Genomic DNA, 14,549 nt, shown 5'->3' on the forward strand with positions numbered 1-14,549 from the left:
TCAGTTTTCGTAATTGCGTCTTGCTTTGTTAGCTTCAGCACGCAGAGCATCTAGTCTCTTTTCAATTAACGTCCGTGAACGACCTTTAGATACATCACTCAGCATAATCTTGAGCGCACTGCCCAAACTTTTGTATGCCGCAGGTAATGGATACCCGTTTCGGACAGCTAGGCGAATTGCCCCTTGGTCAGCTTCGATCAAATTGCGAATATCCTTTTTGCTCGTACCTTTGCGCCATAGTTGAAAACCTGCAATACCACAGATTCCTAGAGCGAGGACAAATAGCAAGCCATTCTGTACCCATAGTTCACCCACAGCACCACCTAAACCGATCGCTAGGGCTGCGACCTCCCAACCATCTTTGGGGACAGCATCGTTTTGAATGCGGGCGACTTCATGCCAGTACAAAAGATTACGCTGATCTTCAGCCAATCTTTCCCAGCGCACCATATCAACTAAAATTACCACCTCATCACCACCCGCTTCTTCACAGGTAATCAATGGGGGGCGGACACCATCAGCGTTAAGCACTTTTACCCATGCCTGCAATTCGGGCGGCAGCAAATCTTGCAGACGACGGATCTCTGTTCTGGCAAAGGTATTTCGGAGAGAAGAAGTAGGAGATGGCATGAATCTTCGTCAAAGTTCAGAAGTTACGAATAGGTAAATATTAGTATAGTCCCTAGTGATTTGTAACTTTGTTAATTTGATATCAGCTTTGGATAGCCTTTCAGGCATATCGCCTGACTTAAATCTAAGGGATAATTTTCAGCAAATGAAAATCATCCCTTTAAAAATCAGGTTAAATTGGCTAGAGTGAAAAAATATCCGCTCATTATCAAATCAGCCATGACTTGTCCTGTTCCTAAAGATCAACAACCCCTAAATGAATATGTCGAGCTGAAGGAAGCTTTCTTTTATCGTTGGGCAAAGAAAACGCGATCGCAATATTTGCGCGTTTTATTATTAATGTGGCTAGGCTTCACGATTATATTTTTGCCAGTTGCCATGAGCATTGAGTCACCGAGTCGGCATTTGTGGCAATTTATCTGTGTGGCGAGTATTGGCGGCAGTGTGGGCTTGATTTTACCCGTATTGCTCATGCTATCGGGATGGAATCATGTGAAACAACGCCTTGATAGTGCCAAGATTTTTTATGAAGAATCGGGTTGGTATGACGGACAAACATGGGAAAAGCCTGAAGCTGACCTCGCTAAGGATCGGCTCCTAGTTGCCTATGAAATCAAGCCTGTGGTCAACCGATTGCAAAAAACTTTGTTAGGAATTGTGGGTTTCCTGATTCTGAGTTTAGGTAGTTTAAAGGTTTGGGGTTAACCTAATAAAAAAGCGCCACCTGCGATGCAGGTGGCGCTTTTTTATTAGTTACCATCCTTTGGGTGAAGTCATTTTGCGCTGCAATGCTTAACATATGTTTACAACCAAATAAATCTAAAGCAAATCTGCAATGCAGCAAAGACTTTAGATTCAGAGATGCTGAGGCAAAGACTATGACCGTTTTAGACAAATATTTTGAACTTTCCGATCGCGCTAGTGTTGATGAAGGCGCATTTAACGCATTGGTAGAATTGTTTGCGGAACAAGCCGAAGTTCAACCTGCGGGGGCGCGTAAAGTGGTGGGCAGAGATGCGATCGCAAATTTATATCGGCAATTTTTTCAATCCTATTCAGGAATGAACAGGGTCTGGACAACCAGAAAGACAGAGAATGGACTAGAAGCTATTTGGGCAGTCGCAGGCAAACGCAACAGTGGCGAACTATTCGCCATGCAAGGCCGACATATTGCCGAAGTGGATGCCCAAGGCAAAATCTACGCATTAGAAGTTCATGTCTCCACAGCTACTTAATCAATCAACCGACGCATATCTGGCTAGCTTTGAGCAGTTTGGTATTCATTTAGGTTTAGACCGCATCCATCAATTGCTCAATGCTCTGGGCAATCCCCATCAACGGGTTCCCGTCATTCATGTGGCAGGCACAAACGGCAAAGGCTCGGTTTGTGCCTTTTTGCTGTCAATTTTGCAAGCAGCAGGCTATCGGGTCGGGCGCTACACCTCCCCCCATTTACTGGATTGGCGGGAGCGCATCACCATCAATGGAGTATGGATTAGTGATCAAGATCTAGGCAAAGCTTTAAGTGCAGTCCAAAATGCGATCGCACCTGAATTTCCCCCCACCCAGTTTGAAGTAATTACCGCCGCGATGTGGTGGTATTTTGCCGAGCAGCAAGTTGATATTGCCATCATCGAAACAGGTTTAGGCGGCAGACTTGACGCAACCAATGTTTGCGATCATCCCCTTGTTTGTGCAATTACCTCGATTGGTTTAGACCATTGCCAACAGTTGGGCAATACTTTGGGGGCGATCGCCTCAGAAAAAGCAGGAATTATGAAGCCGCAATGTCCTGTGGTTATGGCGGGGGGTGAGCCTGATGCGATCGCAGTTTTACAGGCAAGATCCGCAGATTTACAATCTCCCGTCACTTGGGTTAGTTCCGCAAAGCGCACTACCACGGGGGCAAGCTGGCAAGGTTTTGAGTATCCTTTACCGCTATTAGGAAACCATCAACTGATCAATTCGGCGATCGCGATCGCCGTTATTCAATCCTTACAAAGTCAAGGCTGGCAAATTAGCCGTGATGCCATCATCACAGGCATGGCAAACACCCAGTGGGCGGGACGGTTGCAATGGATAGAGTTGCAATTACAGGGCAAATCTCAAAAAATATTGATTGACGGGGCGCATAATGTGGCGGCGGCGAAATATCTGCGCCAATTTGTTGATGAGGCGTTCCCCAGTCAACGCAAGCGCTGGGTAGTTGGCATCCTTAACACTAAGGATCAATCAGGCATCCTCAAGGAAATTTTGCATCCCGATGATTTATTTTTTCCAGTCCCAGTATCTAGCCCTGCCACCACAGAGCCGCAATCCTTAGCCAAAATTGCCACCGCCATCCTCAAAACCACGCCGCAAGCCTATAACAGCTTGCCATTGGGACTAGAGACAGCCTTTGATGACATTGGCGACGACATCGTGATTCTTTGTGGATCACTTTATCTGGTTGGTGAATTTTTAGCCAAACAAAACTGACGAGATGCGGCGCTTTGCGCCGCATCTCGTCTACAAGTTACCCAAAGCCTCTATCAAAGCTTGGTTCTGCTCATCAGTGCCAACCGTAATCCGCAACTTATCCGCCAGTCCCTCCTGATTGAAATAGCGCACCAAAATACCTAATTCCTTTAGTTTTAAATAAATTTCCGCAGCATTGCCCTTTGCAGGAGTTGCCAATACAAAATTGCCATGGGACTCAAAAACCTTAAAGCCAAGATTTCTCAGATCCTTGGTCAATTGCGATCGCGAAATTTTGACTTTTTCAGCACAATCCTGCTTATAGGATTGGTCACGCATCGCCGCCGTCCCCATCGAAATTGCGATCGCATCGATGTTATAGCTATCCTTGACCTTAAATAATCCCGCCAAAAGCTGCGGCTTCGCAATCCCAAACCCTAGTCTTAAGCCAGCCAAAGAGTATCCCTTCGACAAAGTGCGTAACACAATCACATTGTCAAATTCCTTAACTAGCTCTAGAGCCGAACCTTCCGCAAAATCTACATAGGCTTCATCAATAACCACAATCCCTGACACTAGCCGCGCCAATTGGCGTAAATCCGCCAAAGGTACAACATGCCCTGATGGGCTATTGGGTGAAGCAATAAAGGTAACTGCACCATTAGCCGCCACCAACTGTTCGATGGGTAACTGAAAATTATCACCATAGGGAACCTCCACCACCTCCGCAGGTTGCATTGCCGAGAGCGTCCGATACAACACATAGGTTGGCATCGGGTAAACCACTTTCCGCTCAAAACCTTCCGCACAGGCTCGAATCAAAATATTCAGCACATCATCGCTACCATTACCAACAATCACCCAATCCGCAGGCACACCCATGACCTCACTGACTGCCTGACAAAACTCATGGGCAAAGGGGTCAGGATAGCGGCGCAAAGCATCACTATCGATATTTTGTAAAGCTGCGATCACTTTTGGTGAAGGTGGATAGGGATTTTCGTTGGTATTTAGTTTAATAACTTTGATCCCAGACTTTGGCTGTTCCCCCGGAACATAGCCAGTCATTGCATCAATAGCGGGGCGAAAATAGCTCATAGCTCAAGGTGGAAATTTATGTCAGGTCTATCATTGTATCTCAATCATCCTCAAGCAAAAGGGGACGCTATGCGTCCCCTTTTGCTTAAGTAGCTTTATCTCGGAAAACTGGCAAGACCTCATTACAAAAAGCCTCCGTTGCCTTAGAGCGATAACGATTAGGATTACGAATTTGTAATAACATCCGCTTGATCACCACCCCATCAATCCGCATTTGCTGCAATGCTCCCATCTGCAACTCCTTCTCGATCGCAGTTACCGACAAAAATGCTGCCCCCAACCCTGCCTGTACTGCATTTTTAATCGCCTCAATCGAATTTAACTCCATTGCGATCGCTAATTGCCTCGGATCAACCCCACTATCAAGTAGCACCCGATCAATTGCCTTACGAATCGTTGATTGCGAATCGAGCGTAATAAATTGCAATTTATACAACTCTTCAATCGGCAAAGCTCCTGCCTGAGCCAGTGGATGCGAAGTCGGCAAAATTAGGGCTAGCTCATCTTCAGCATAGGGTGTAATCTCTAATGAGTCGTGTAAATCCGCAGGAATTTCTCCACCAATAATCGCTAAATCCACCTGTCCATTAGCAACACTCCATGCCGTTCGCCTTGTAGAATGAACATGGAGCTGCACTGAGACTTCTGGGTATTTCTTACGAAACAACCCGATCATTTGTGGCATTAAATAGGTTCCTGTCGTTTGACTAGCACCTATAATTAGAGTCCCACCATTGAGATTTTGTAAATCATCAATGGCACGACAAGTCTCTTGGCAAAGGCTTAAAATGCGATCACCATAGGAAAGCAATAACTGTCCAGCCTCTGTTAACTGTGCTCTTCTGCCCCCACGATCAAACAAAGGTACATCGAGCTGTCGCTCTAGATGCTGCACTTGTAAACTAACGGCGGGTTGAGACACATACAGGCTATCGGCGGCGCGTTTAAAGCTACCCTCAGCAGCGATCGCCTTGAGAATGCGTAATTGGTCTAGGGTGAACGGTATGTCGATCATAGAAGCAGCGTGAGAAAAGATGAGTCGGGAGGTTATTCAGGATTTCTTGAATTTAGCAGGAGTTGTGGGGATCGCCCTCACAAATCGCCGTATGCGTCCTTATTTTTACGGATTAGATACCGTATTAGATCGGACAAAGCAAGCATTAGGGCAAGGAGTTTTACAAGTTGTTGAGAACGTGCCAGAGGGATTTGAGTCATTTGAATTTCACTTTGGAGTTAACACTGTTTTTATTTACAAGCTAAACCATGGAATGGTTTTAGTTGTGCTAACAGACAGAGACATCAAAAAAGTTGAGTATCAAGGCGTAATTACCAAAGTCAAATATCTGATTGAAACAGATACTTACAACACAGTCGCATACTTTAAGGTTTTATTAGGGGCGGTCACCCAGCATTCTTTACCAAGTTCGAGTTGGAATGAAAACAATAATTCTCCTCCAACTATTGATAAGCCATCGCCTAGTCCAGCTACGGGAACCCAACAAGTTGCGAGGTCTGCTCCTGTCGCTAGCCCGATTAGCTCCAGTAATATCGATGCACGAGTAGCACCACAACAGAATGTATCAGCTACACAAACAGGTATTCCGCAAAGACAAACCCCACAGCCATCTGCTGGTGTCCAAACCCAAAATTCGCCAGCCCAGAACGCTCCTCAAAGTACCGCCAAACCACAAACACCTCCTACAGCGACGACTCCAACAACTAGGGCTGCTGTCACTACTCAAAGTGTCAGCCCTAGCCCAGTATCAGCGAAAAATGACCCACAGGACTATAAGTTAGATGAACTTGTGGTCGCCATGAATAAGCTCAGCAGCTTTACGACTCAATATTTAGGTAAAGTTGTAGTCACTAATTATTGGAAATCGAGCCGCCCTGATTCCTCTTGGCTGGGTGAGTTTGAGGTAGATCGAAGTGGTCAAGTATCCCACCCCAAACAAACTACAATTGTTTGCAATCCTGAGCAACTTACACAAATTCATCAATGGGTCTCTGCCTACATAAAACGTTGCAAACAAGTAATCCGTAATTTTGATCAAATGCTAGGTGAAGATTGTCTTGATGCAAGACAAAAGCAATTGCTTCTCTAGGCTTTTTGGCGGAAACTGACTAAAGCCTATACCTTAAATGAGCTAAACTAATCTTTAATACTAAGGGGAACCATCGCAGAGGCGAGCTAAATAATGGCGAAGCGTGTAAGAATCGAGCCAATTGCCCAAGTAGCAGATATTGCAACAAACGGGGCATTACTCTCTGGCTTAATGGGAGACGAGTTAAGTATTTTAAAGGAATGTGGCGGCCGTGGCATGTGTGCAACCTGTCACGTTTATATTCAAGAGGGCATGTCTTCGCTTAGTCCTATGGGCAAGCGCGAACAACGCACTTTAGAGGTAATTACCACGTGCAAACCCAACTCTAGACTAGCTTGCCAAGCCAAAGTTATGGGTGAAGGGGTTGTCGTTGAGCTACCTGTCGGTATGTATGTGCAGTCGATTCAAGATATCGAAGCACTTATTGGCAGAAGATGCGAAAAACCATTACTTAGCCCGATTACTGGTCAAACCTTGGTAGAAGTTGGACAACTAATTACCAGATCGGTTGTGCGTCAGCTTGAAAATACTAATTTCAGTGTTGGTGAACAATTGGCAAATACCAAAAGAGCCGATGTTTTTGAGTAAGAGTAACTGCATTACTCGAACAAGTTACTAACTTGCTTGCTATCCACATCAGTATTTCAAAACAAATTTTTAGTGATAGGAGTATTTACTCATGACTGTTGCTGTAGAGCGTCCCAATAGTGCTAGCCGAGGCAAGCGAAAAAACAATCATTACAGTTTGCAAGATTTCTTTATTCCTAATCTCGAACAGGGAATTATCGAGGATTGGAATGGCTCTAGAAATATCCTGACCAGCGAAGATTTTATTATTGGCCTACAGGAAGGGCTAGAGGACGAAGTTGGTGATGCATCAGCAGCAGTTATGTACTCAATTGGCTGCGAATGGGGACAACAGGATGCACTGTTTTTTACGAAATGGTTTGAACGCGATTTTGGGCGTAGTATTCGTCAAACCAATCTGCCATTTTTGCTAGAAACTTGGTGGTGGCCGTTTACATCGCAAGGGTGGGGACGTTGGCAGGTAGACATGAGCGATCGCAAGCAGGGGTTCATGTTTATTAGTGTGTTTGACTCCGCCGTTGCGCGTAGCCTTGGTGACGTGGGCAAGCCAGTTTGTCACCTCTATGCAGGACTGTTTTCGGGCTTCTTTACCCACCTAGTTAATAAAGAGTTGGAGTGCATCGAGATTCAATGCTATTCCATGGGTGAAAATTACTGTAAATTCTTGCTCGGTGGCAAAAACCGTATTGATGCAGCTTCGTTCTGGCTCAATGAAGGTGCGACTACCCGTGATATTGAAGGTCGCCTGCGAAACGGAGAATTTCTAAAATGAGCATCCCAGACTGGAGGTTATTGCCACTACGCAGTTTTTGGCAGGATGTTAATTGGGAAAATCGTGAGATTGCCCCAGTTTTGAGCAATGACAGCAATGGCAAAGTCACCCAAACGCTGAGTTTTTCCATGTCAGTCAGGGAATATTTTCGAGCTATTTCTTGGACAGGAATCCCTGCGATCGCAGCTACGGCTGCACCAAAGGTCAGCGAGCCGATCGATGAGACTAAGGAAACCCTTGAAGATTTTCTTGACGATATCTATAAATTTTTCTAAGCACGCAATACAAGAACTATGGTTCCGAAGATTCAAGAACTAATTAATCAAGCGCAGGATCGCTATCTTGCCTCCGATGAACTAGGACTAATGGAAAGCTACATTAGTTCATTACCTGATCGTCTCAAGCTTTATAAACTAATTCGCGATCGCGAAATCGCAATTTTACAAGCCGTAGCAGACTCAGTACCCAATGAGTTGCCAAGCATCACTGACGAAGATCTTGAAACTGGAGTCAGAAACTTGATTCTGGTTCTGAGATATAGCTCAATGGCAATGCTATTGAACGACGAAAACTTTTTAAAGGAGCGATTGCTGAATTGGTTAGAGGGCATCATGTCTATGCGAGACATGCGTCGTCTTAACGAAACTCTTTATAAATTGCTAAACCAAGAATTGCGTCAACAGTTAAGTCCTACCCAACTTACCTTGATTCAGCCTTTGATTACTGCTGCCCAAGTCACGTTAATCTACTAGAGACAAAAAACTATGATTTCTGTCGCCGATATCATCAAAGAAAATCGTATCCCCTCTAACTTTTTTGACTACAATGCCTATGTCAAAGGGGACTTAGAAATTGGTCTGTTAGAAAATCGTCGTGGCGATCGGCTATTGGCAGTACCAGAAACCTTGATCTCATCACTCTATGCAGGCTTGGCAAAAGAGACGGGACAAGCATCGAAATTGGTTTTATTTAATTGTGGTAAGTGGTGGGGCAAAAACTTTTACACCAGATTCACGGAATCAATTGAAGAATATTATTCTCAGAATCTTGCTGAGATGAATATGATCACCTTCATTCAAAGCTTAAAGGAATGTTGGCGTACCCATGGTTGGGGCAAGTTTGAATTTGATCCCCAATACCAAGCCCAAGGATTTATTCTCATCAAAACATTCAATTCCCCCTATGTCCGTGCTGTTGTGGGTAACACCATGCCAACGGGTTATCTAGAAGCAGGTGTGTTGACATCATTTTTTAGTCGGCTTACAGGTCGTGAACTTTTCGCTGTCCAGACAACCTGTGAGTCTTTGGGGGCTGATTGCAATACCTATATTATTGGGCTACCTGAAAGACTACAAATCGTTGATTCATTTTTGGCTGAAGGTTTACCCCACGAAACAATCCTCCAGAGAATTCTCAAATAATCAAAAAGGCTAGCTAGGCTAGCCTTTTTGATCTGTAAAAACTTAATCCCTGTGGCTTACGCCACAGGGATTAAGTTTTTATTTGTTTGGAGGTTTCTGGGAAGCTCTGGCTATCTGTTGCTGTGATTTCCACGCTTCAGTTAAATAGCCAAAATTCTTCTTAAATTCTTCGCCACCCCACCAACTACCAACTCTTCCCTCATCCCAAGATGCAGAAATTGCTCCATAGCTGAGTCCCGCAACACCGATCCCTAAAAACAACATACTCACTAACACAACTGCTGAAGTTGGTAGATCAATTATGTGCTTACTAACGAGGATGTAGCTAACAAAAAAAGTTGCTAGACCTAGCCCCGTGGGAATACCACAAAATAAAGCTGCACGGCGGATAATGCGCCGATTTACTTCATCTGGTATGCCCAAAGAGTTACTACGCTTGCCAGTTGGCTTGGTGTCAGCGCTGCTTTTTTTTACAGCCACAGGAGCAATAGAAGGCTTTTTTGCTTCCTTTGACTTTTTGTTGCGGTTATTAGGCTCGAAAGGAATGCGCTCGTTTGGCTTACTCACTTTTGTTCCTCGCGTCGGCTGTTTTTTACATTAGCCTCTGATACCAAGGCTTTGAATTAGCTGTTTGTAATGATTACGATCTTGATTACGAACATAGGACAGCAAACGCTTACGCTGACCAATAATCTTTAGCAAGCTGCGGCGAGATGAAAAATCTTTTGGGTGTAACTTGAGGTGAGCAGTCAACTGAATTACTCGCTCGGTTAGCAAAGCAACCTGCACATCAGATGAACCAGTGTCGGTAGGATGTTTTTGATATTCGGAGAATATTTCTAATTTGCGTTCTTGCAAAAGTGCCATGATAAAAACTTGACGTGTCTTAAGGGTGTACGTGACATGTACCCGACATTAAGCGCACTAAGGCGCTACGATGCGAGCTTCTCAACCTTTCGATTGAGATTTCCTAGTTATTCCCATCTTTGCCTACTGTCATAGTTGGGGTTGCGCCACTTATCAGAATATAGAAGCTCTTGTCCTGATAGAACGACTGCTTAGGCGGTTTCCTTTCCTCAGTAGTCTCTGAGTACATTTGCGTGACGATGCGATCGCCTTTTTCTAAAGCTTTTAACTTTCAGACAAACTAGCTTAACATATTGAGCAGATATTTTTATATAAGCAGCTAGGTGCAATTAAATATAAAGCCCCAAAAATCGTGGCGTACGCGCAGTATACGCCACGATTTTTGGGGCTTTATGGGCGGAGCATTTCTAGTTATCTTGTCTAATGGGCCGAGCCATTGCCATGATATTTATCAGTGTCATAAAATCCGTTGCGAGTACCAAAGAATAGGCAGCTAACGGTAAATAAAATTGTCAAGGCTGGCAAAATCACTTTAAGGTCAAGCATGTTGATCAGTTAATTGAGTTAGGTAAAGAATAAAAGAAAACTGTGAGCTTATTTTAATGTCAAATTAGACGGAGGTAGCAACCTACAGCTTGTTTTTTAAGATTTGGCAGAGCGAATATGGCATTTTTAGTTTTTAGAACCATTGCTAGGAAATAAATAAGGGCGGCGCTCTGCGCCGCCCTTACTTATCTGGAATTACTGCAAATTTTACTTGCTTTCATCAGTATTGCTAGAGTTTTCGATCGCATCCACTGCATCAGAACTATCAACGCTATCACCCGCTTTAGGTCGATAACTTTGCTCAAAAGCATACCTAACAATCTGAGAACGGTTTTCTAGATTGAGCTTAGTCATAATGCTGCTGAGATGGGTTTGGACAGTCCTTGGACTGATTTGGAGGCGTTTGCCAATTTCTTTATTGGTAAAACCTTTGACAACCTGTTGGAACACTCTGTCTTCAGACGGTGTGAGCGGGTGATCATTTTGATGGAAAACTCTTCGGGTATCTTTTAGCCAACGTAGAGGGGCGCTTGATGGTCGATGCGGCTCACGCTTATGGGGAGAGAAAAAATCTATATCAGTCTTGCCGATGGTTACGCGATCGCCACTTTTTAACAAGACAGGAACAGTAATGCGCTGACCACGAATGAAGGAGCCATTGCAGCTATCAAAATCTACTAGGTAGAAATTGCTCGATGCATTAGTGTTACGATTTTTTAAGTCTCCCTTGCTATTCATGTCAGCATGTTCAGGGTTAGCGCCAGCAACCTGCAACGCACCATGGTAGCGCGAGACACATTTGTCGCTTAGTACAATTGAGTTATCGTAGCCTCTCCCAATTGTCCAATAATTTGCGTCTATGAGTGGAACTGTCTGCTGCCCCTCGTCTGCGTAAATAATCAGATATGGGTATGGATATAAAAGGGTCACTGAACCGTTAGACAACTTTGTTGTGTGCATCTCAATCAATTGCCAATATAACCTATTTCTATATTGTGAGACTAGTTTAATGAATTTTGAGTTCCTTTTGCAAATCCATGGCTTTTGATGGCATATTATGTCACTTGTTTAGCCCAAATTTAGATCAAAGCAACTAATAAAATTCAATAATTTTGTGTCTCACTTAACATAGCAATGAGAAGGCATTACTTTAGCAATAGCTGGCCATAATGAAAATACCTAGACTTCAGTCCCAGACAATTTATGGGATTGTCTGTCGAAAGCTTGTATTTTTAGTAAAACACCTAATTTGATCAAGATCGAAGAATGTAATAGAGGAAGATTTAAGAAATTCGCAAAAATAGTAAAGGATGGAGTAATTAATTTATTGTTCCCTCTATTATAAATCCTAAAAATTTTGATATTTATTATTATTTACTACTAAAAAATGATTTGGATTGCGATCGCAACACAATTAATACTGAGCGCAGGATTATTATGGGCTTCATGGCAAGTCTGGAAATTTCGGGCAGCCCTAAATGCGACGGTCAAAACCGTAGATGGCTGGACAGAAGCCTGTCAAAATGGCTTAGAAGTCTCCACCCCTAGTCTTGAGGTAGCTCGCGGTGGGGTTGATACAACTCGTAAACAATATCTAATTTTACAAACGCAACTGGATAAAATCCGTAAATTACTGTCTGTAGTAGCCCGTGGTGTATCCTTTTTAGGGAGTCGTTGGCAGCAATCTCGCAAAAATACGAGAGGCACGTCAAATTCTCTAAACAACAAACTCAACAAAAAGTCGTCAGGCAGCAAGTCGTCAGGGAGCAAGCAAAATGTCAAACGGCGCAGGTAAATTTTTTGGTGGACTGATAGTCGGTACGACGATCGGTGCAGCAGTGGGCATTCTATTTGCACCGCGATCGGGAAAGCAAACCCGTCTAGCTCTAAAAAAATCAGCGCAGGATTTACCCCAAATAGCTGAAGAATTGGGTTCAACCGTGCAGTATCAAGCTGATCGCTTTACAGAACAGGCACAACGTACTATCGATGAAGCTCTAGTCCGCTTACAGGAAGCGATCGCAACAGGACAAGAAGCTAGTCGCAGGCTACAGGAAGAATTAGCAACATCAATGAGCAGTTCATCAATTGGCTCATTGATAGAAGATGATCAATTAGATGATGAACAATAGCTGCTTGCACCGTTCTCTAAAGAGTTCTTTCAAGGGTAATTACTTATAAGAAATTATGTCAGAAGCAATCTTTCTACTGGGTTTGTCATTTTTGTTAGTAGTTGTTTGTCTGACAATTCTCTTGCTAACCGCAATCCCCACATTCCAAGAATTAGCGAAGGCAGCAAATAGCATTATTAGGCTCGCTGACACCTTAACGCGAGAGTTGCCTGCAACCCTTGAGGCAATTCGCATGACAGGTTTAGAGCTAAGTGAGTTAAGTGATGAGCTAAATCAGGGGGCAAAAAGCGCGGGTGAAGCGGTGAAACAGGTTAATGATGGGATTAAAGGAGTACGTCAAGGGGCTTCTAATGCCACAATTGCCACTAAAAGTGCCTTTGCTGGCATTAAAGCGGGGTTAAAGTCCCTTGGTCGCCCTCGTCGCAAACAGAGATCAGCGTCAGATTTGTATGCAGACAATTTACGTTCTGGTAATGTCCCTGCGGAAGAATTAGAGGAAGATGAAGATAATGATATTACTGAGCAACAAAGGTTGATTACCCCAGATGATATTCGCTCTGAGGGGTTTATGGGAGATTTAAGTGACAGTGACGATGACTAAAAAATGAGGGTTGCAAAGCGACCCTCATTTTTATTTATGACAGCGATCGCAAACGCCACTCACGGTTACTTCATAGCTATCCACCTTTAAGCCTGCACGAACTTGCTGAAAACCCAAACCCTGAAAAGCATTCCATTCAATATCCTCTATTTCACCGCAACACCGACAGCGAAAGTGATGGTGTGGTTCAATATTGGCATCATAACGACAGACACCCTGCTCTAGCAGCACCTCACGCACTAGTCCTGCATCTCGCAAGGTTTGCAGTGATAGATAAACCGTTGCTTGAGAGGAAGTAGGTGCATTTTGATTGAGATCATGCAAGATTTGCTCGGCAGTGGGGTGATCTTGGCGCTCAAGCAAATTTGCATACACAGCAAAACGTTGTGGGGTGACCCGCAAACCCTTTGATTTCAATATTTGGACAACCTGATCTGCTTGCTTTTGCATATAGACTTCCTCCTAAATTCTTTCTGTATTTCCCTACATCCCAGTTAGGGAAATTTACCAAAAAGATTTCACTAAAATTTTTGATCCCTTGTTCAAGTGCTATAGAAATCTCTAATCACTTGGATTGCAACTATATCATCTCTATTTAGGAACTACAAATTTATTAAAGTTTTTCAAAGATTTGAGTTAATCTAGGTATTGACTAATTTTTAAATAAGAACTATTCTTAGTTTTGTTCAGATAAGCATTAAAACCAGAAAAAATATGGCAGTTATCGAAACCGTACCAAACGTAGTTTTCAAGACCCGTGTACGTGACGAGTCCGTTGGTGGTCCTAACCCCTATCGTTGGGAAGACAAAACTACTCAAGATCTATTTGCTGGCAAAAAAGTAGTTGTTTTCTCTCTACCTGGTGCATTCACTCCTACCTGTTCATCCAATCACTTACCCCGCTACGAAGAGCTTTATGAAGAATTCAAGGGTCTAGGTGTGGATGCAGTTATCTGTGTATCTGTTAACGATGCTTTCGTAATGTTCAAGTGGGGCAAGGAAATCGGCGCTAAGAATGTATTCTTGCTCCCCGATGGTGCTGGCGAATTTACCCGCAAGATGGGTATGTTAGTTGACAAGTCCAACATCGGTTTTGGTCTTCGCTCTTGGCGCTATTCTATGCTCGTAAACGATTGCAAGATCGAGAAGATCTTCGTTGAGCCTGGTTTTTCTGATAACTGTGAAACCGATCCTTTTGAAGTTTCTGACGCTGACACCATGTTGGCTTACCTAAAGGGTGCTGCTCCTGCTGGCGTATCCTCTCCTCGTCTAGCTTTTGAAGGCTAATCACTAAAATAAGAAAGTACGCGCAGCGTACTTTCTTATTTTTAT

The 14,549-nt window shown here is 43.7% G+C and carries 21 protein-coding genes; 13 read left to right on the forward strand and 8 right to left on the reverse strand.

Annotated features, from left to right (window positions below; genetic code table 11):
- Nucleotides 1-630 carry a DUF3318 domain-containing protein gene (locus H6F41_RS07365; protein ID WP_190402828.1) on the reverse strand — a complete coding sequence of 210 codons (630 nt, stop codon included), beginning with the start codon at nucleotides 628-630 and terminating at the stop codon, nucleotides 1-3.
- A 186-nt stretch (nucleotides 631-816) separates the two neighbouring features.
- Between H6F41_RS07365 and H6F41_RS07370 the strand changes: the two genes are divergently transcribed.
- From H6F41_RS07370 to H6F41_RS07380, 3 genes are all read left to right on the forward strand, one after another.
- A complete protein-coding gene (locus H6F41_RS07370; protein ID WP_322095890.1) occupies nucleotides 817-1,335 on the forward strand; it encodes a CGLD27 family protein in 519 nt (172 codons plus the stop codon).
- Between the two features lie 173 nt (nucleotides 1,336-1,508).
- On the forward strand, nucleotides 1,509-1,865 hold the full coding sequence (locus H6F41_RS07375; protein ID WP_190402829.1) for a nuclear transport factor 2 family protein: 357 nt from the start codon (nucleotides 1,509-1,511) through the stop codon (nucleotides 1,863-1,865).
- Entirely contained in the window at nucleotides 1,846-3,108 is a 1,263-nt protein-coding gene (locus tag H6F41_RS07380) for a bifunctional folylpolyglutamate synthase/dihydrofolate synthase (RefSeq protein WP_190402830.1), read from the forward strand. Before H6F41_RS07375 ends, H6F41_RS07380 begins: the two co-directional genes overlap by 20 nt.
- Nucleotides 3,109-3,138: 30 nt before the next feature.
- Here the strand turns inward: H6F41_RS07380 and hisC are convergent, their stop codons facing one another.
- Nucleotides 3,139-4,185 carry a histidinol-phosphate transaminase gene (gene hisC, locus H6F41_RS07385; protein ID WP_190402831.1) on the reverse strand — a complete coding sequence of 349 codons (1,047 nt, stop codon included), beginning with the start codon at nucleotides 4,183-4,185 and terminating at the stop codon, nucleotides 3,139-3,141.
- Nucleotides 4,186-4,270: 85 nt separating this feature from the next.
- Nucleotides 4,271-5,200 carry a LysR family transcriptional regulator gene (locus H6F41_RS07390; protein ID WP_190402832.1) on the reverse strand — a complete coding sequence of 310 codons (930 nt, stop codon included), beginning with the start codon at nucleotides 5,198-5,200 and terminating at the stop codon, nucleotides 4,271-4,273.
- A gap of 19 nt (nucleotides 5,201-5,219) precedes the next feature.
- Between H6F41_RS07390 and H6F41_RS07395 the strand changes: the two genes are divergently transcribed.
- The 6 genes from H6F41_RS07395 (at nucleotide 5,220) to H6F41_RS07420 (ending at nucleotide 9,071) form a co-directional block, all read left to right on the forward strand.
- Nucleotides 5,220-6,290 (forward strand): hypothetical protein, encoded by a 1,071-nt coding sequence (locus H6F41_RS07395; protein ID WP_190402833.1) that lies wholly within the window; start codon nucleotides 5,220-5,222, stop codon nucleotides 6,288-6,290.
- Between the two features lie 93 nt (nucleotides 6,291-6,383).
- Nucleotides 6,384-6,878, forward strand: coding sequence for a 2Fe-2S iron-sulfur cluster-binding protein (locus H6F41_RS07400; RefSeq protein WP_190402834.1), 495 nt, complete (start codon nucleotides 6,384-6,386; stop codon nucleotides 6,876-6,878).
- A 91-nt stretch (nucleotides 6,879-6,969) separates the two neighbouring features.
- Nucleotides 6,970-7,650, forward strand: a complete 681-nt coding sequence (locus tag H6F41_RS07405; protein ID WP_190402835.1) for a V4R domain-containing protein — start codon at nucleotides 6,970-6,972, stop codon at nucleotides 7,648-7,650.
- Nucleotides 7,647-7,925, forward strand: a complete 279-nt coding sequence (locus H6F41_RS07410) for a hypothetical protein (RefSeq protein ID WP_190402836.1) — start codon at nucleotides 7,647-7,649, stop codon at nucleotides 7,923-7,925. Before H6F41_RS07405 ends, H6F41_RS07410 begins: the two co-directional genes overlap by 4 nt.
- An 18-nt stretch (nucleotides 7,926-7,943) precedes the next feature.
- Complete coding sequence (locus H6F41_RS07415) at nucleotides 7,944-8,402, forward strand: globin family protein (RefSeq protein ID WP_190402837.1); 459 nt, start codon at nucleotides 7,944-7,946, stop codon at nucleotides 8,400-8,402.
- Nucleotides 8,403-8,414: 12 nt separating this feature from the next.
- A complete protein-coding gene (locus H6F41_RS07420; protein ID WP_190402838.1) occupies nucleotides 8,415-9,071 on the forward strand; it encodes a V4R domain-containing protein in 657 nt (218 codons plus the stop codon).
- Between the two features lie 78 nt (nucleotides 9,072-9,149).
- Here the strand turns inward: H6F41_RS07420 and H6F41_RS07425 are convergent, their stop codons facing one another.
- From H6F41_RS07425 to H6F41_RS07435, 4 genes are all read right to left on the reverse strand, one after another.
- Entirely contained in the window at nucleotides 9,150-9,638 is a 489-nt protein-coding gene (locus H6F41_RS07425) for a PAM68 family protein (protein ID WP_190402839.1), read from the reverse strand.
- A gap of 30 nt (nucleotides 9,639-9,668) precedes the next feature.
- A complete protein-coding gene (gene rpsO, locus H6F41_RS07430) occupies nucleotides 9,669-9,938 on the reverse strand; it encodes a 30S ribosomal protein S15 (protein ID WP_190402840.1) in 270 nt (89 codons plus the stop codon).
- Between the two features lie 420 nt (nucleotides 9,939-10,358).
- Complete coding sequence (locus tag H6F41_RS19150; protein ID WP_277873985.1) at nucleotides 10,359-10,484, reverse strand: hypothetical protein; 126 nt, start codon at nucleotides 10,482-10,484, stop codon at nucleotides 10,359-10,361.
- Nucleotides 10,485-10,691: 207 nt separating this feature from the next.
- Complete coding sequence (locus H6F41_RS07435; RefSeq protein ID WP_190402841.1) at nucleotides 10,692-11,444, reverse strand: LuxR C-terminal-related transcriptional regulator; 753 nt, start codon at nucleotides 11,442-11,444, stop codon at nucleotides 10,692-10,694.
- Nucleotides 11,445-11,871: 427 nt separating this feature from the next.
- Between H6F41_RS07435 and H6F41_RS07440 the strand changes: the two genes are divergently transcribed.
- From H6F41_RS07440 to H6F41_RS07450, 3 genes are read left to right on the forward strand one after another with little or no spacing between them, the layout of a single operon-like run.
- Nucleotides 11,872-12,279, forward strand: coding sequence for a hypothetical protein (locus tag H6F41_RS07440; RefSeq protein ID WP_190402842.1), 408 nt, complete (start codon nucleotides 11,872-11,874; stop codon nucleotides 12,277-12,279).
- Nucleotides 12,260-12,616: a YtxH domain-containing protein gene (locus H6F41_RS07445; protein WP_190402843.1), complete on the forward strand. Its 357-nt coding sequence runs from the start codon at nucleotides 12,260-12,262 to the stop codon at nucleotides 12,614-12,616. The genes H6F41_RS07440 and H6F41_RS07445 overlap by 20 nt, the downstream gene beginning before the upstream one ends.
- A gap of 55 nt (nucleotides 12,617-12,671) precedes the next feature.
- On the forward strand, nucleotides 12,672-13,217 hold the full coding sequence (locus H6F41_RS07450) for a DUF948 domain-containing protein (protein WP_190402844.1): 546 nt from the start codon (nucleotides 12,672-12,674) through the stop codon (nucleotides 13,215-13,217).
- A gap of 30 nt (nucleotides 13,218-13,247) precedes the next feature.
- Here H6F41_RS07450 and H6F41_RS07455 read toward each other — a convergent pair whose 3' ends face one another.
- Nucleotides 13,248-13,667 carry a Fur family transcriptional regulator gene (locus tag H6F41_RS07455; RefSeq protein ID WP_190402845.1) on the reverse strand — a complete coding sequence of 140 codons (420 nt, stop codon included), beginning with the start codon at nucleotides 13,665-13,667 and terminating at the stop codon, nucleotides 13,248-13,250.
- A gap of 264 nt (nucleotides 13,668-13,931) precedes the next feature.
- Here H6F41_RS07455 and H6F41_RS07460 point away from each other — a divergent pair, with 264 nt between their 5' ends.
- Nucleotides 13,932-14,504, forward strand: coding sequence for a peroxiredoxin (locus tag H6F41_RS07460; RefSeq protein ID WP_190402846.1), 573 nt, complete (start codon nucleotides 13,932-13,934; stop codon nucleotides 14,502-14,504).
- The last annotated feature ends 45 nt before the right edge of the window (nucleotides 14,505-14,549 follow it).

It is taken from the genome of Pseudanabaena mucicola FACHB-723, from assembly GCF_014696385.1.
Lineage (GTDB): Bacteria > Cyanobacteriota > Cyanobacteriia > Pseudanabaenales > Pseudanabaenaceae > Pseudanabaena.